This window comes from Saccharothrix australiensis (assembly GCF_003634935.1).
GTDB lineage: Bacteria > Actinomycetota > Actinomycetes > Mycobacteriales > Pseudonocardiaceae > Actinosynnema > Actinosynnema australiense.
Window position 1 is genome coordinate 3,840,377 of sequence record NZ_RBXO01000001.1, and the last position, 15,186, is coordinate 3,855,562.

General features: G+C 74.1%; 13 protein-coding genes. 12 read left to right on the forward strand and 1 reads right to left on the reverse strand.

Features of this window, described 5'->3' with window-relative positions; all coding sequences use genetic code 11:
* Positions 1-81 precede the first annotated feature (81 nt).
* Positions 82-1,311 carry a class I SAM-dependent methyltransferase gene (locus C8E97_RS16575; RefSeq protein ID WP_121006515.1) on the forward strand — a complete coding sequence of 410 codons (1,230 nt, stop codon included), beginning with the start codon at positions 82-84 and terminating at the stop codon, positions 1,309-1,311.
* A gap of 58 nt (positions 1,312-1,369) precedes the next feature.
* Here C8E97_RS16575 and C8E97_RS16580 read toward each other — a convergent pair whose 3' ends face one another.
* On the reverse strand, positions 1,370-1,939 hold the full coding sequence (locus C8E97_RS16580) for an LmbU family transcriptional regulator (protein WP_246018931.1): 570 nt from the start codon (positions 1,937-1,939) through the stop codon (positions 1,370-1,372).
* A 361-nt stretch (positions 1,940-2,300) separates the two neighbouring features.
* On the opposite strand from C8E97_RS16580, the gene C8E97_RS16585 reads away from it, so the two are divergent.
* From C8E97_RS16585 to C8E97_RS16635, 11 genes are all read left to right on the forward strand, one after another.
* Positions 2,301-3,410, forward strand: a complete 1,110-nt coding sequence (locus C8E97_RS16585) for a DegT/DnrJ/EryC1/StrS family aminotransferase (RefSeq protein ID WP_121006520.1) — start codon at positions 2,301-2,303, stop codon at positions 3,408-3,410.
* A 31-nt stretch (positions 3,411-3,441) separates the two neighbouring features.
* Positions 3,442-4,794, forward strand: a complete 1,353-nt coding sequence (locus tag C8E97_RS16590; RefSeq protein WP_246018934.1) for an NDP-hexose 2,3-dehydratase family protein — start codon at positions 3,442-3,444, stop codon at positions 4,792-4,794.
* Between the two features lie 14 nt (positions 4,795-4,808).
* Positions 4,809-5,426, forward strand: coding sequence for a dTDP-4-dehydrorhamnose 3,5-epimerase family protein (locus C8E97_RS16595; protein ID WP_121006523.1), 618 nt, complete (start codon positions 4,809-4,811; stop codon positions 5,424-5,426).
* A 26-nt stretch (positions 5,427-5,452) separates the two neighbouring features.
* Positions 5,453-6,475, forward strand: coding sequence for a dTDP-glucose 4,6-dehydratase (gene rfbB, locus C8E97_RS16600; RefSeq protein WP_121006525.1), 1,023 nt, complete (start codon positions 5,453-5,455; stop codon positions 6,473-6,475).
* Positions 6,476-7,181: 706 nt separating this feature from the next.
* Positions 7,182-8,345 (forward strand): ThiF family adenylyltransferase, encoded by a 1,164-nt coding sequence (locus C8E97_RS16605; RefSeq protein WP_147455141.1) that lies wholly within the window; start codon positions 7,182-7,184, stop codon positions 8,343-8,345.
* 16 nt (positions 8,346-8,361) lie between these two features.
* Positions 8,362-9,582 (forward strand): MFS transporter, encoded by a 1,221-nt coding sequence (locus C8E97_RS16610; RefSeq protein ID WP_121006530.1) that lies wholly within the window; start codon positions 8,362-8,364, stop codon positions 9,580-9,582.
* Positions 9,583-11,532 carry a prolyl oligopeptidase family serine peptidase gene (locus tag C8E97_RS16615; RefSeq protein WP_121006532.1) on the forward strand — a complete coding sequence of 650 codons (1,950 nt, stop codon included), beginning with the start codon at positions 9,583-9,585 and terminating at the stop codon, positions 11,530-11,532.
* Positions 11,533-12,171: 639 nt separating this feature from the next.
* Positions 12,172-12,291: a lasso RiPP family leader peptide-containing protein gene (locus C8E97_RS16620; protein WP_121006534.1), complete on the forward strand. Its 120-nt coding sequence runs from the start codon at positions 12,172-12,174 to the stop codon at positions 12,289-12,291.
* 40 nt (positions 12,292-12,331) lie between these two features.
* Entirely contained in the window at positions 12,332-14,200 is a 1,869-nt protein-coding gene (locus tag C8E97_RS16625; protein ID WP_147455142.1) for an asparagine synthase-related protein, read from the forward strand.
* Positions 14,197-14,457, forward strand: coding sequence for a lasso peptide biosynthesis PqqD family chaperone (locus C8E97_RS16630; RefSeq protein ID WP_121006539.1), 261 nt, complete (start codon positions 14,197-14,199; stop codon positions 14,455-14,457). The genes C8E97_RS16625 and C8E97_RS16630 overlap by 4 nt, the downstream gene beginning before the upstream one ends.
* Positions 14,454-15,071, forward strand: coding sequence for a lasso peptide biosynthesis B2 protein (locus C8E97_RS16635; RefSeq protein WP_246018936.1), 618 nt, complete (start codon positions 14,454-14,456; stop codon positions 15,069-15,071). Before C8E97_RS16630 ends, C8E97_RS16635 begins: the two co-directional genes overlap by 4 nt.
* Positions 15,072-15,186: the final 115 nt, after the last annotated feature.

Consider the following 15,186-nt stretch of genomic DNA (forward strand, 5'->3'; position numbering starts at 1 on the left):
GCCGGAATCACGGATCCTGCCGGCGGTGCGCGGCGAGGTCGTCGGTCACCGGTCCGGCAGTCGAGTCGAGGGGAACATGACATGCCGGTAACCACCCGCTGCCGTATTTGCGAAGGTACCGTCGAGGAGTTCTTCGACTTCGGGCGGCAGCCATTGTCCGACGCGTTCGCGGAACCGTCCGCGGCGGGCGAGAACGAGTTCTTCTACCGGTTGGCCACCGGGATCTGCACCTCGTGCAGCATGGTCCAGCTGATGGCCGAGGTGCCGCGCGAGGAGATGTTCCACGAGGACTACCCGTACCTCTCCTCGGGTTCCTCGTTCATGCGGGAACATTTCGGGAAACTCGCCGAGCGGTTCCGCACGACCGAGCTGACCGGACCCGACCCGTTCATCGTGGAACTCGGCTGCAACGACGGCGTGATGCTCAAGGCGCTCGCCGACGCCGGCATCCGGCACCTGGGCGTCGAGCCGTCCGGCGGCGTGGCCGACCTGGCCGCGGCCAAGGGGATCTCGGTGCGCAAGGACTTCTTCGAGGAGGCCGTGGCGGCCGACATCCGGCGCACCCACGGGCCCGCCGACGTCATCTTCGCGGCCAACACGCTGTGCCACATCCCGTACATGGGCTCGATCCTGCGCGGCGTGGCCGGCCTGCTCACGGCCAAGGGCGTGTTCGTCTTCGAGGACCCGTACTTCGCCGACATCGTGCGGCGCAACTCGTTCGACCAGGTCTACGACGAGCACTTCTTCTTCTTCACCGCGCGGTCGGTGCGGGCGATGGCCGAGCTGCACGGGCTGGAGCTGGTCGACGTCGAGCGGCTGCCGGTGCACGGCGGCGAGGTCCGGTACACCCTGGCGCTCGCCGGCGCGCGCACGCCGAGCCCGGCCGTGGCCGAGCTGCTGGCCGCCGAGGAGGAGGCGAACCTGACCGACCCGCGGACGCTGGAGACCTTCGGCGCCAACGTCCGCAAGATCCGCGACGACCTGGTCGCCCTGCTGCGCGACCTGAAGGACAAGGGGCACCGGGTGGTGGGCTACGGCGCCACCGCCAAGAGCGCCACGGTGCTCAACTTCTGCGGCATCGGGCCGGACCTGATCGAGTTCATCTCCGACACCAGCCCGACCAAGCAGGGCCGGGTCACGCCGGGCACGCACATCCCGGTGCGCCCGCCGAGCGAGTTCGCCGCGGACCACCCCGACTACGCCGTGCTCTTCGCGTGGAACCACGCCGAGGAGATCATGGCCAAGGAGCAGGACTTCCGCGAGGGCGGGGGCAAGTGGGTCCTCTACGTGCCCGACGTGCACGTGGTGTGACCGGTGGCGCGACCCGACGGCCGGGCGGTGCGCACGGCGCCGCCCGGCCGGTCGCCGGTCAGTCGACCGGCGGGTCGGCCGCCGCTTCGTCGAGCACCGACACGATCCAGGTGAGCAGGTCCTGCTCGGCCGTCGCGGCGGCGTCCTGCCAGCGCTGCCGCTGGTCGGGGATGATGTCCACGCGCAGCCGGGCGTCCTCGGCCGGCTTCACCGCGCGGCGGCCCACCCGTACCCGGTTGCGCAGCTCGTTCCGGGACCACCGGAACTCCTCCGCGCGGTCGAGCCACTCGTCCTGCTCGCCCGCGGTCAGGCTCGCGAGTTCCGCGTGGTGCTGGAAGCTCAGCGCGGCGCGCCTGCGCGCGGGCGGGAACCGGCGGGCGACCCACGCGTAGTTGCGCAGGGTCTGGTAGTCCAGCCCCGTCTCCTCGATCGCCCTCCGGTAGCGGTCGGGGTACTCCTCCTGGCCGTAGATCAGCCAGTCGCCGAGCCACCAGGCGGACGACTCGGCGATGGCCGAGATGTGCTGCCCGATGCCCCGCCAGTCCTCCAGTGGAATACGCGCGGGGAGCGCGAGGCTCGTCCGCTTGGTCAACACCGGCCGCGCCGTCGACGTCGGCCCGGAGTTCACCGCTGGTGATCGTTGCATGTCCCCGGCCGCCCCCTCTCGTTCGTGCCGCGCTTTCGCCGCCGATTCCGGCCCCAGGACGACGAAAGCTCCCCGAATGACATCGTGCCGGCGACGCCGCCGCCCGACAACACGCGTCGCGCCCGCCCCGACCGCGCGTTCCGCCGTCCCGCCGGCGGGACAGTGCCACGCGCCACCCGGCCACCGCCGCCGCGGCCCGCCGACCGTCGATTTCACCCGGCCCGCGAAACGGCCCGCGTGGAAATTGACGCGGCGGCGCGGTGGTGGCTAACTTCTCGATGAGCGCCGCACCGCGGGCCGTCACTCATTTCCCATTTAATCCACCCGGCGGAGGATGACGTCGATGACCCAATATGTCTGGGGATATCTGGACGAGTACGAGAACGAGCGTGCCGACATCCTCGCCGCGGTCGACGAGGTGTTCCGCTCCGGCACGCTGGTCCTCGGGCCGAGCGTCGCGGCGTTCGAGCGCGAGTTCGCGGCCTACCACGGGGTGGCGCACGGCGTGGGCGTCGACAACGGCACCAACGCGATCGTGCTGGGGCTGCGGGCGATCGGCGTCGGCGCGGGCGACGAGGTGATCACCGTGTCGAACACCGCCGCGCCCACGGTCGTCGCGATCGACGCGGTCGGCGCGACGCCGGTGTTCGTCGACGTGCACGAGGACACCTACCTCATGCGGGTCGACCAGGTCGAGGCGGCCATCACGGAGCGGACCCGGTGCCTGCTGCCGGTGCACCTCTACGGGCAGTGCGTCGACATGACGGCGCTGGAAGCGGTGGCGGACAAGCACGGCCTGCCCATCCTGGAGGACTGCGCGCAGGCGCACGGCGCGACCCAGCGCGGCCGGATCGCCGGCTCGATGGGGCTCGCCGCCGCCTTCTCCTTCTACCCCACCAAGGTCCTGGGCGCGTACGGCGACGGCGGCGCGACCATCACCAGCGACGAGACGGTGGACGCCGCGCTGCGCCGACTCCGCTACTACGGCATGGAGAAGGTCTACCACGTCGTCGAGACGCCCGGCTACAACAGCAGGCTCGACGAGGTGCAGGCGGAGATCCTGCGCCGCAAGCTGACGCGGCTGCCGGACTACCTCGCCGGCCGGCGGGCGGTCGCGGACCGGTACCGGGAAGCGCTGTCCGACACCGACCTCGTGCAGCCCGCCACCGCCGAGGGCAACGACCACGTCTACTACGTGTACGTGGTCCGCCACCCGCGGCGCGACCGGATCATCGCCGCGCTCAAGGAGCGCGACATCCACCTCAACATCAGCTACCCGTGGCCGGTGCACGTCCAGGAGGGCTTCCGCCACCTCGGCGTCGAGCGGGGTTCGCTGCCCGTCACCGAGCGGCTGGCCGGGGAGATCTTCTCGCTGCCGATGTACCCGTCGCTGTCGCGCGGCGCCCAGGACAAGGTCGTCGACGCGCTGCGCGACGTCCTCGCCACGCTGTAGGAAGGGACCTGCCGTGACCCCCACAGGTGCTGTGCCCGCCACGGAGCGGGGCGTGGTCGCCACGATCGCCGAGTTCGACCGGTGGTGGGCCGACCGCCACCGCGCGGGCCGCTTCGAGGTGACCAGGGTGCCGTTCGCCGAGCTGGACGCGTGGCGGTTCGACCCGGCGACCGGCAACCTCGGGCACGACAGCGGCCGGTTCTTCACCATCGAGGGGCTGCGGGTCGACGTGGGCGGCGAGCCGACCCGCTGGCAGCCGATCATCAACCAGCCGGAGATCGGGCTGCTCGGCATCGTCGTGAAGGAGATCGACGGCGTCCTGCACTGCCTGATGCAGGCCAAGATGGAGCCGGGCAACGTCAACACGCTCCAGCTGTCGCCCACCGTCCAGGCCACCCGCAGCAACTACACGCAGGTGCACCGCGGCGCGAGCACCCGGTACCTCGACCTGTTCATCGGGCCGGGCCGGGGCGAGGTGCTGGTGGACGTGCTCCAGTCCGAGCAGGGCGCGTGGTTCTGGCGCAAGCGCAACCGCAACATCGTCGTGAAGGTCGACCGGGACGTCGACCTCGACGACGACTTCCGCTGGCTGCCGCTGCACCTGGTGCGGGAGCTGATGCGGGTGGACAACCTGGTCAACATGGACGCCCGGACGGTGTTGTCGTGCATGCCGTTCGCCCAGCCGGACGGCACCCTCCAGTCCCAGGGCACCTCGTTCGCGGACGCGCTCACGCGCTCGTACCTCACCGAGGAGGCGCTGCACCCGACCGGCGCGGTGCTGAGCTGGTTCACCGAGGCGAAGACGCTGTGCGACTGGAGCGTCCGGCTGATCCCGGTCGACGCGGTGCGGAACTGGTCGCGCACCGCCGACGAGATCGCCGAGGACTCCGGCCGGGACTTCCGGATCATCGGCGTCCGGGTGGCGGCGGGCAACCGGGAGGTCCGGACGTGGTCCCAGCCGCTGCTGGAACCGCGCGGCCGGAGCCTGGCGATCTTCGTCGTCCGGCCGATCGACGACGTGCTGCACCTGCTGGTGCAGGCGCGCCCCGAGATCGGCCTGCTCGACCTGGTCGAGATGGGGCCGACGGTGCAGCTGCTGCCCGGCGTCGACCCGTCGGCCGTGGACGACCCGTTCGTCAAGGAGGTCGCGGCCGGCGGGCTGGGGCGGGTCCGCTACGACACCGTGCTCTCCGAGGAGGGCGGGCGGTTCCACCAGGCGCTCACCCGCTACCAGGTGGTGGAGGTCGGCGACGAGTTCCCGGTCGACGTGCCGCCGAACTTCCACTGGCTGACCGTGCGGCAGCTGATGGAACTGCTGCGGCACGGCCACTACCTCAACATCGAAGCGCGCAGCCTGCTCGCCTGCGTGCACAGTCTGTGGTGACCGAAGGAGATTCGATGCAGGCGCGGAAGCTGGCCGTTGACGGCGCAGTCGAGTTCTCGCCGGAGGTCTTCGCCGACGATCGCGGGCACTTCGTGTCGCCGTACCAGGAGGCCGCGTTCGTCGAGGCGGTGGGCAGGCCGCTGTTCGCGGTGGCGCAGACCAACATCAGCGTGTCCCGGCGGTCGGTGGTGCGCGGCGTCCACTTCACGGCCACGCCGCCGGGCACGGCGAAGTACGTGTACTGCACCAGCGGCAAGGTGCTCGACATCGTGGTGGACATCCGGGTCGGGTCGCCGACCTTCGGGCGCTGGGACGCGGTGGTCCTCGACCCGCGCTCCTGCCGCGCCTCCTACCTGCCGCTGGGCGTCGGGCACGCGTTCGTCGCGCTGGAGGACGACTCCGTGATGTCGTACCTGGTGTCGCAGACCTACGTGCCGCACCAGGAGCTGGGGCTGTCCGTGCTCGACCCCGAGCTGGGGCTGCCCATCCCGCCGGACATCGACCCCCTGCTGTCCGAGCGCGACCTGACCGCGCCGACGCTGGCGGAGGCCCGCGCGAGCGGCCTGCTGCCGGACTACGCTACGTGCCTGCGGATCGAGGCGGACCCGCCGGTCCACGCCCGGCCCGCCTGACCAACGTGCGGAGAGAGGCTTCCCAGATGCGGTTACTCGTCACCGGTGCGGCCGGGTTCATCGGCTCGCACTTCACCCGGCACTGGTTGCGCGAGCACCCGGCGGACACCGTGGTGGCCCTGGACGCGCTGACCTACCGGGGCACCGAGACCAACCTCGCGGACGTCCGCGACCGGATCGCCTTCGAGCACGCCGACATCGGCGACGCCGCCGCGGTCGACGGGGTGCTGGACCGGCACGGGATCGACGTGGTGGTCAACTTCGCCGCCGAGTCGCACAACAGCCTGGCGGTGCTGGACCCGGCGCGCTTCCTGCGCACCAACGTGGTGGGCACGCAGGTCCTGCTGGAGTCGAGCCGGCGCGCGGGCGTCCGGCGCTTCCACCACATCTCCACCTGCGAGGTCTACGGCGACCTGGCCCTGGACGCGGAGGAGGCGTTCACCGAGGAGTCGCCCTACCGGCCGCGCACGCCGTACAACGCCAGCAAGGCCGCGGCCGACCACGTGGTGCGCGCCTACCACGAGACGTTCGGCCTGCCGGTGACCATCACCAACTGCGCCAACAACTACGGGCCGAACCAGTTCCCGGAGACCGTGCTGCCGCTGTTCACCACGCGGGCACTGGCCGGCGAGCGCCTGCCGGTGTACGCGTCGAAGCACAACCGGCGGGAGTGGGTGCACGTCCTGGACCACTGCGCGGCGATCGACGCGGTGCTCACCCGCGGCGAGGTCGGCCGGACCTACCACGTCGGCACGGGGGTCGAGGCCAGCGTCGAGCGGATCGCCGACCTCGTGCTCGACGAGCTGGGCCTGCCCGCCTCGCTGAAGACCACGGTGCCCGACCGACCCGGCCACGACCGCCGCTACCTGCTGGACTCCGCCCGGATCCGGCGCGAGCTGGGCTGGCGGCCCCGGGTGGAGTTCGAGGCGGGCATCCGGGAGACCATCCGCTGGTACCGGGAGCACCCGGAGTGGTGGCGACCGCTGCTGGAGCGCAGCCCGGTCGACGAGAGCGCCTGGCAGGCCGGGGCCGGCCGCGTCGACGCCTGACCTTCCGGCCGCGGCGGGCCCGACCTCCGGCCGCAGCGGGTCCGACCGCGCGGCGTGGTTCGTGCGGCGGCCCCGGCGCTGCGGTTCTCCGAACCGCGGTCGTCCGCACCGGTAGCCGACCCCGGCGCTCGGGCCCTCCGGCCGGGTCCCGAAGCCCGTCGCGTCACCCCCCGACCTCCGCGGGGCGGGTGACGCGACGGGCTTCGGCGTGTCGCGGCCTGCGCGGACGGCCGGGCCGTTGCGCCCGGAACCGGTGGAATGATTTCGGGGAACACCGTCGAAAATTGATCTCCGACCGGTCGGGAATGATCACCGGAAGCGTGACGAAACGGACGCGCGGGTAATTCGGAACCCGCGCGGGCATCACCCGAACGGACGTTCCGGCCCGGAAAAGGCCCGGCTATGGTCGGGTACCCGCAAGAGCGGTCTGGGGCGGGAAATGGGGTCCGGGGGGATCGAGTTCCATCCCACGGCAGGTCCGGCGGAACGGCGTTCCGCGGGCGTGCCGAACGGGTCCGTGCGTGTTTCCGCGCCTGCCGCGCGGCGATGTCGGATACCGGGAGGGGGTGACGGCCATGATCCGGAAGTCCAGCTCGAAGTACAGCACCGCCGTGGGCGCGTCGAAGAACTGACGCGAATCGGGTCGGGTGGGCGGCGCTGGCCGCCCACCCGACCCGACCAGTCCTGAGCTGCGAGGAGGCGACCGGTGCGGCCGAGTGTGAAGATCAGCATCCCGCGGTTCGCGGGCAACGGGGCGGTGCACTTCCGGCATGCCGGCGAACTGCTCACCCTGGAGGACCCGGACGGCAACGTCGCCCGGCTGCTCGACCTGTTGGACGGTTCCCGCACCGTCGACGAGATCGGCGACGCGATGCTCGCGGCGGATTCGTCGCTCGACCGATCGACGGTGCTGGAAGCGATCGGGGAACTGGACAGGTCGGGTTTGCTGGAAGACGGTTCGGCGCTCGACGGGCAGTTCGACGAAACGGAACTCGACCGGTTCAGCAACAACTTCGGTTTTTTCGAGACCTATGCGTCGCTGAATGTGTCGAAGTACGCGCTGCAAGCCCGCCTGGTCGGCGCCAGGGTGGCCCTGCTCGGGGTCGGCGGCGTCGGTTCGCACGTGTTGCTCGACCTGGTCGCGATGGGCGTCGAGGACGTGCGCATCGTGGACTTCGACCGCGTGCAGCTGTCGAACCTCAACCGGCAGGTCCTCTACACCGAGGACGACCTGGGCCAGGTCAAGGTCGACCTGGCGGCCCGGCGCGCGAAGGCGCTCAACAGCGCGTGCCGGGTGGACGCCCGGCAGCTCACGCTGTCGTCGCCGGACGACGTCCACGACGTGGTGGCCGACCGGGACGTGGTGCTGGCCGCCGTGGACCGGCCCAAGACGACCATCCTGCACTGGCTCAACGCCGGGTGCGCGCGCGCCGGGGTGCCGCTGGTCACCGGCGGCGTGGACACCCACCGCGTCTACCAGTACACCATCGTCCCGGGCGTCACCGGGTGCTTCGAGTGCTGGTACGAGCAGGCCCGCTCCGCCAGCGAGGCGACCCGCCTGGTGGCCGCCAGCCTGGAGCGGGACACGGCGGGCGGCCGGGTCGCGGGCGAGGACACCGCCGCCTTCAACGGCCTGGTGGCGGTGCAGGCGTCGATGCTGGTCTGCGAGTTCGTGCGGCTGGCCACGCGCATCCAGGCGCCCGTGTCGCTGGGCCGGGTCATGCAGCTCACGTTCACCGACCCCCGGCTGGCCGAGCACGAGCGGTGGGAGCGGCAGGAGGGCTGCGCCACCTGCGGCGGGCTCGTGCCGCGCGAGGAGCTGTCCTGGCTCGCGGGGCTGCCCGCGGCGGAACCCGCCCTCCACCCCTGACGCCCGGAGCGACCTCGTGACCACCACTCGCACCGCCGGGATCGTCGGCGCGTTCACGGTGTCGTCCGTGGGCGACTGGATCTACCGGCTCGCGTTCCCCATCCTGGTCTTCCAGCTCACCGGCTCGGCCGTGTCGACGGCCTTCGCCTACGTCGTGGAGTTCATCCCGTACGTCCTCGTCGGGCTGCTCGCCGGCGCGGTGGCCGACCGGGTCCGGCGGCGGCTGCTGATGATCTCCTGCGACCTGGTCTCGGCGCTCCTCGCGGGGCTGCTGGCCGTGCTGGCGAGCCTGCCGGGCACCCCGCTGTGGCTGCTGTACGCGGTGGCGCTGGTGCTGGCGTCGGTGCGCCCGTTCTACTTCCCGGCCTTCCAGGGCTACCTGACCACGACCGTGCCCGAGGACCGGTTGGTGCGGGTCAACTCCACCACCCAGACGCTGGACAGCGGGCTGGCCATGCTGGGCCCGTTCGCCGGCGTCGCCGCCGTCGCCTGGCTGGGCGCGGCGCAGGCGACCGCGCTCAACGCGCTGTCCTTCGCGCTCTCCGCGCTGATCATGAGCCGCTGCCCGGCCGATCCCGCGCCGACCGGCGCGCCCGCCGTGCACCTCGTGGCGAGCGTGGCGGACGGGCTGCGGCAGCTCGTCCGGCTGCGGGTGATCTGGTGGGGGACGGTCCTGCTGACGCTGTCCAACCTGGCCGCGTTCATGATCGAGGGCAACCTCGTCTACCTCGGGCTGGAGGTCAACGGGCTGGACAGCCTCGCGCTCAGCCTGGTGTTCGCCGGGCAGGGGCTCGGCGCGGTGCTGGGCGCGGTGCTGTGCCCGCGCCTGGTGGACCGGTTCCGGACCGGGCACCTGCTGGTCGCCGGCCTCGGGCTGAGCGTGGTCGCCGCGCTGGCCGCGGCCCTGCACCCGTCGTGGGCCGTCGTGGTCGTCGCCTGGGGCGTGGAGGGCGTGGGCACCTCGCTCGTGGTCGTCCCGTGGTTCACCGCGCGGCAGAAGATCGTGCCCACCGAGGTGATGGGCCGGGTGGTGTCGGTCAGCCGGGCGCTGTCCTACCTGACCATCCCGCTGGGCGCGCTGCTCGGCGGGTGGCTGCTGGCGGCCAGGGGCGCGACCGCGCTGTTCGGCTGGACGGCCGCGGTCGCGGCGCTGGTCGCGCTCGCCGCGGCGGTCGGGCCGCTGAGCCGGATCGACCGGGACGTCGAGGACGCCCGGCGGGCGAAGGCGGTGGGCTGAGTGGGTGACGCGGTGACGCGGGCCGACCCCCACCGGTGGCTGGAGGACGCCGACCACCCGGAGGTGGCCCGGTGGCGCGCGGCGCAGCGCGACCGCTGGGCGCGCCACCGCGCGGACCTGACCGCGTTCGACGCCTTCCGGGCGCGGGTCGAGGAGCTGACCCGCTACGACGACCACGGCCTGCCGCAGCGCCGGGCCGGGCGGCTGTTCCTGACCGTCCGCGCCGCCGACGGCGAGCACCCGGTGCTCACCGTCGTGGAGCCGGACGGCACGCGGCGCGCCCTGCTCGACCCCGGTGCGCTGGACCCCTCGGGCCGCACCACCCTCGACGTCTGGTCGGCGAGCCCGACCGGCGGGCACGTCGCCTGCCTGCTGTCGGCGGGCGGCGGCGAGACCGGCCGGCTGTCGGTGCTGGAGACCGCCACCGGCGCGGTGGTCGACCGGGACCTGGCGGAGGCCAGGTACTCGCCGGTCGCCTGGTGCGGCGAGGACGCCTTCTACTACGCCACCGCGCGCGACGGGCGGCTGGTCGTCCTGCGGCACCGGTTGGGCGAGCACCCGGCGGACGACCTGCCGGTGCACACCACCGGCCCGCGCTGCACCGGCGTCTCGCTGGACGAGGGCGGCGGCTGGCTGGTGGTGACCGAGCACCAGGGCCCGTCGTGCACGGCGCTGTGGGCCGGCCGGTCGACGCCGCACGCGCCGCCGACCCGCCTGCACCCCGTCGACCTGTCGGACGAGGGGTGGTCCGGCTGCTGCGGGCTGGTCGACGGCCGGCTGTTCGCGCTCACCGACGTGGACGCGCCGGCAGGCCGCCTCGTCGTGGTGGACCTGGCCGGGGGCGCGGTCCGGACCCTGCTCGCCCCGTCCGGCGACCGGCTGCTGGCGGGCGCGGCGGTGCTGCCCGGCGGACCGGTGGTGGCGCTGTGGGAGTCGGCGGGCGGCGAGCGGTCGCTCACCCGGCACGACCCCGGCGACGGGCGGCCGGAGGGCGACATCGCGCTGCCCGGACCGGGCGCCGTCGTCGAGTTCGGGTACGACGGGCACTCGGCCGCGTGGCTCGTGCACAGCACGCCGCTGACCCCGCCGACCCTGTACCGCTGGGACGGCGAGCACGGGCTGTCCCGGTTCGGCGACGCCCGGCCGGGCGTCGCCGCCGACTACCGGCTCACCCGCTATCCCGCCGACGACGGCGTCGAGGTGGACCTGCACCTGGTGGGCCCGGCGTCCGCGCCGGACCGGCCCGTGCCCGCCGTCCTGCACGGCTACGGCGCGTTCGCCGTGCCCCAGCTGCCCGAGTACTACGCGGTGGCGCTGGCCTGGGCCGCCGCCGGCGGGGTGTTCGCCACGGCGGGCGTGCGCGGCGGCGGCGAGCGCGGCGAGGACTGGCACCGGGCAGGCAGCGGGCGCCGCAAGCCGGTGGCCATCGCCGACTTCACCGCCGCCGCCCGGCACCTGGTCCGGTCCGGCGTCACCACCGCCGACCGGCTGACGGCGTTCGGCGAGAGCGCGGGCGGCCTGCTGGTCACCGCCGCCGCGGTCGCCCGGCCGGAGCTGTTCGGCGCGGCGGTCGCCGTGTCGCCGCTGTGCGACATGGCCCGCTACCACCTGTTCGGCCTCGGGCAGGACTGGCTGGACGAGTTCGGCTCGCCGATGGACCCGGAGGACGCCGAGGTGCTGGCCCGGTACTCGCCGTACCACAACGTGCGCGGCGACCGGTCCTACCCGGCGACCCTGCTGGTCGCGTTCACCGCCGACACCCGCGTGGCGCCGCTGCACGCCCGCAAGATGTGCGCGGCGTTGCAGGCCGCGCCGGGGCGCGGTCCGGCGCTGCTGCGCGAGCACCCGGACCTCGGGCACGGCGCGAAGGCCCGCAGCCGCCGGCTCGACCACTACGCCGAGGTGCTGGCCTTCGCGGCTCGGCACGCCGGCGCGGGGATGGCGTGGTAGAGGGGCCGTGGTGTGGTCGCGTAGCGGTGTGGTGGCGTGCCGTGGTGCGGTGGTGTGCCGTGTTGTGCCGGGGAAGGGTTGTGGCGCTTGGGTTTCGCGCGGGCGTGGGGAGCGCCGGCTGTCCGCCCTGACCGGTTGACGGCCGGCCGGCGCGCCGCGCAGCGCTCCCGCGGCAACCCGAGGTCCTAGCCGAAGGGGTGGTCGTTCTGCTTGGCGTCCCCGACGACCGTCCAAGACCTGCACGGCTTCCGGTCGCCCGCCGTCGTGGGTCCCCCTGCTGTGGTCCCGTTGCTTCGGAACCCCCGCGTGCCCTCTCCTGGTGGTGGGGTGGCTTCGGCGGCCGGCCCCGCGTGCTCCGGGTTGGTCGGTGCGGTCTTCGAGGTGGGGGTGGGGTTTCGTCGTCGGGTGTGCCGCCATTGTCCTGATGCGACCGTCGACGGCTTGTACCGGTGACACGATCGATTAGTCCACCGCGCGGTGATCCTGCGCGTTCGGTCATGGCCGCGCCGCGTCCCCGGGTCCGCCTCGGTGAACCGGCCCGCACGAACGTGTGGCGGCGTCGGCGGGTGGTTTTCGGCGGGGTTCCGCTGTGCCACGGTGGGTTCTCCGGAACATCCGACCGGCGAAAGGAATTCGACCATGCAGGACAAGCCGTCCGAGTACGTGAAGCCGCTGTTGGTGGAAGTCGGCAGGTTCTCCGGGCTGACCCTGGGTTCGAGGGGCCGCCAGCGGGATTCCCGGCGCAGGCAGAAGAACTGACGCACCGCGGGATCGGCGGGTGACCGGAGGGAACCGGGTCGTGGACGCAGGCCGTTCGGCCACCGCGGGCCACGGCGAGGAGTGGTTCGTCGTCCTCCCGGACGACGAGTGCGCCCTCGCCGTGGCTGCCGCGCTGGGTCCGGGCGCGGGTCCGTTCACCGTGACGGGGCGGCTCGACCACCCGTCGGGCCGGCCGTGGCTGATCGGCCGGTGGGACGAGCGCGACCTGCTGGTCGGCACGGCGGGCCGGACGCGCGTGGCCGTGCTCGGGTGCTGCCCCGCGCCGCCCGACGCGATCACCGCCCTCGCCCGGCGCGCGACCCGCCCCGCCGACCTCGACCGGGCGGCGGGCGCGCTGGCCGGCTGCTTCCACCTGCTCGCCACCGTCGACGGCGTGGTCCGCGCGCAGGGCAGCGCCTTCGGCGTGCGCCGGGTGTTCCGCGCCCGCGCCGCCGGCTCGACCGTGGCCGCCGACCGCGCCGACGTGCTCGCCCTGCTGACCGGCTCCGGTGTCGACGAGGCGCGGCTGGTGTCCCGCCTGATGTTCCCGGCCGCGCCACCGGCGCTGGCCGGCGTCTCGCTGTGGCGCGAGGTGGCGGACGTGCCCGAGGACCACTACCTGCTGGTGCCACCGGGCGAACCGGCCCGGACCGTGCGCTGGTGGCAGCCGCCGCGCCCGACCCGGTCGCTGCGCGACGGCGCGCCCGCGCTGCGCGAGGCGCTGGTCGAGGCGGTGGCCGCGCGGACCGGGTCGGGGCGCGCGGTCAGCGCCGACCTGTCCGGCGGCGTCGACTCCACCGCCGTGTGCGCGCTGGCCGCCGCGCGGGTCGACCGGTTGCCCGCGTTCACCGTCGTCAGCCCGGACCCGGCCGACGACGACGAGCACTGGGCCAGGGTCGCCGCCGCCGGGCTGCCCGCGGTGCGCCGCGTCGTCGTGACCGACGCCGACCTCCCGACGCCCTACTCGGGCATCCTCGACCCCGGCGTGGCCCGTGACGAGCCGTACCCGGACATCCACCTGCGGGCCGAGGACGCCGTGCGCGCCCGGCTGCTGACCGCCCAGGGCGCCGAACTGCACCTGACCGGCGACGGCGGCGACGAGGTGCTGCACGCGACCCTGGCCTACCTGCCGGAACTGCTGCGCCGCCACCCCCTGCTCGGGTGCGCGCACCTGCGCGGGCACCGGGCCCTGCACGCCTGGCCGTGGTCGCGGGTCGCCCGGCTGCTCGCCGGGCCGCGCGACGAGCGGAGCGCGCTGCTGGCGCAGGCCCGCGCCCTCGCGAGGGTGGGTGACGGCGACGCCGACGGTGGCCACCCGGACGCCGTGCACCTGCCCGCGTGGGCGACACCGGCCGCCGTGGACGCCGCGCGTGAGCTGCTGCGCCGGGCCGCGCTGGAGGCGGACCCGTCGGGGCGGGACCGCGCGCTGCGCGACTCGGTGGACCTGGTGCGCCACGCCGGGCGGCTGCAGCGCCGCACCTCCCTCGCCGCCGCGGCGGACGGGTTCCCGGTGGCCGCGCCGTTCCTGGACGACCGCGTCGCGGAGGCGTGCCTCGCCGTCCGGCCGCACGAGCGGACCACGCCCTGGCGGTACAAGCCGCTGCTGGCCGAGGCGCTGCGCGGCGTCGTCCCGGAGCGGTCGCTGGCCCGGAGCACCAAGGGCGGCACGTCGCCCGAGTACGCCGCGCTGCCGCGGTACCGCGCGGACCTGCTCGCCCTGTGCGAGGACTCCCGGCTCGCGGCGCTCGGCCTGATCGACGTCGACCGGCTCCGGGCGGAGCTGAACGGGGTGTGGCTCTCCGACGCCTCGCCCATCACGGTCGAGCAGACCGTCGGCTGCGAGCGGTGGCTGCGCGACCTGGAGTCCACCGGCTTCGCCACGACCCTCATGACGGGAGCACCCGGATGACCCTGCGCCTGGCCCACCACGTGTCCGTGACGACGACGGAGGACGGAGCGGTGCTGCTGGACGAGCGCACCGGCCGGTACTGGCAGCTCAACCAGACCGGCTCCGAGGTGCTGCGCACCCTGCTCGACGGTGGCGACCAGGAGGACGCCGCGCGGCTGCTCGCGGAGCGCGGTGGCGCGGACCGGGCGACCGTGGCCTCGGACGTCGCCGACGTCGTGGCGCACCTGTGCTCGGCGGGACTGGCGGTGCGCCGGTGAGCACCCCCGCCGCGCTGCCGGGGAGGACCGGGGGAGTGGGCGCGCGTCGACGGGTGGTGGGCTGGGGCGTCACCGCGGCGGCGCGGTGCCTGGCCGTGCTGCCGCCGCGGTGGATCCGGTCCGCGCTGGTCGCCGTCAGCACGGGCGCCCGGCCGGCGAGCTACGCCGAGGCGGAGTCCGCGCGGGGCACGGTCATCGCGGTGAGCCTGCGGTGCGCGGGGCCGGGTTGCCTGCCGCGGTCCATCGCCACCGCGCTGCTGTGCCGGCTGCGCGGCGCGTGGCCGACGTGGCGGGTGGGCGTGCGCACCAGCCCGTTCGGCGCGCACGCGTGGGTGGAGGCCGAGGGCCGCCCGGTCGGGGAACCGCCGGGGACCGATCGGCTCCACGTCCTGATGACCGTGCCGCCGCGCGCCGTGCCGGGCTCGCGCGTCGTGCCGGACCCGTCCGCCGTGTACCCACCGGTCCCACCGGACCCGTCCGCCGCCCCGCCGTCCGCCCCGCCGTCGCCTGCCGTGCCACCGCCTGCCGTGCCGCCGCGCGCCGCGTCGAGCCCGTCCGCCGCGTCGGACCCGCCCGGCGCGCCGGAACCGAGCCGAGGTCCGGTTGGCCGCTGAGCCGCCGGGCGCGGGCGGTCACCGCCCGGCCCCCGAACCCCCGGCCCCCGAACCCCCGGTCCCCGAACCCCCGGTCCCCGAACACCCGACCCGCCCCTTGTCCGACCGAGGAACA

What these genes read in the sequence shown, in the direction of transcription:
- C8E97_RS16595 (WP_121006523.1), top strand. Translation starts at nt 4,809, where the DNA reads ATGCAGGCGCGGAAGCTGGCCGTTGACGGCGCAGTCGAGTTCTCGCCG.
- C8E97_RS16585 (WP_121006520.1), top strand. Translation starts at nt 2,301, where the DNA reads ATGACCCAATATGTCTGGGGATATCTGGACGAGTACGAGAACGAGCGT.
- C8E97_RS16620 (WP_121006534.1), top strand. Translation starts at nt 12,172, where the DNA reads ATGCAGGACAAGCCGTCCGAGTACGTGAAGCCGCTGTTGGTGGAAGTC.
- C8E97_RS16575 (WP_121006515.1), top strand. Translation starts at nt 82, where the DNA reads ATGCCGGTAACCACCCGCTGCCGTATTTGCGAAGGTACCGTCGAGGAG.
- rfbB (WP_121006525.1), top strand. Translation starts at nt 5,453, where the DNA reads ATGCGGTTACTCGTCACCGGTGCGGCCGGGTTCATCGGCTCGCACTTC.
- C8E97_RS16630 (WP_121006539.1), top strand. Translation starts at nt 14,197, where the DNA reads ATGACCCTGCGCCTGGCCCACCACGTGTCCGTGACGACGACGGAGGAC.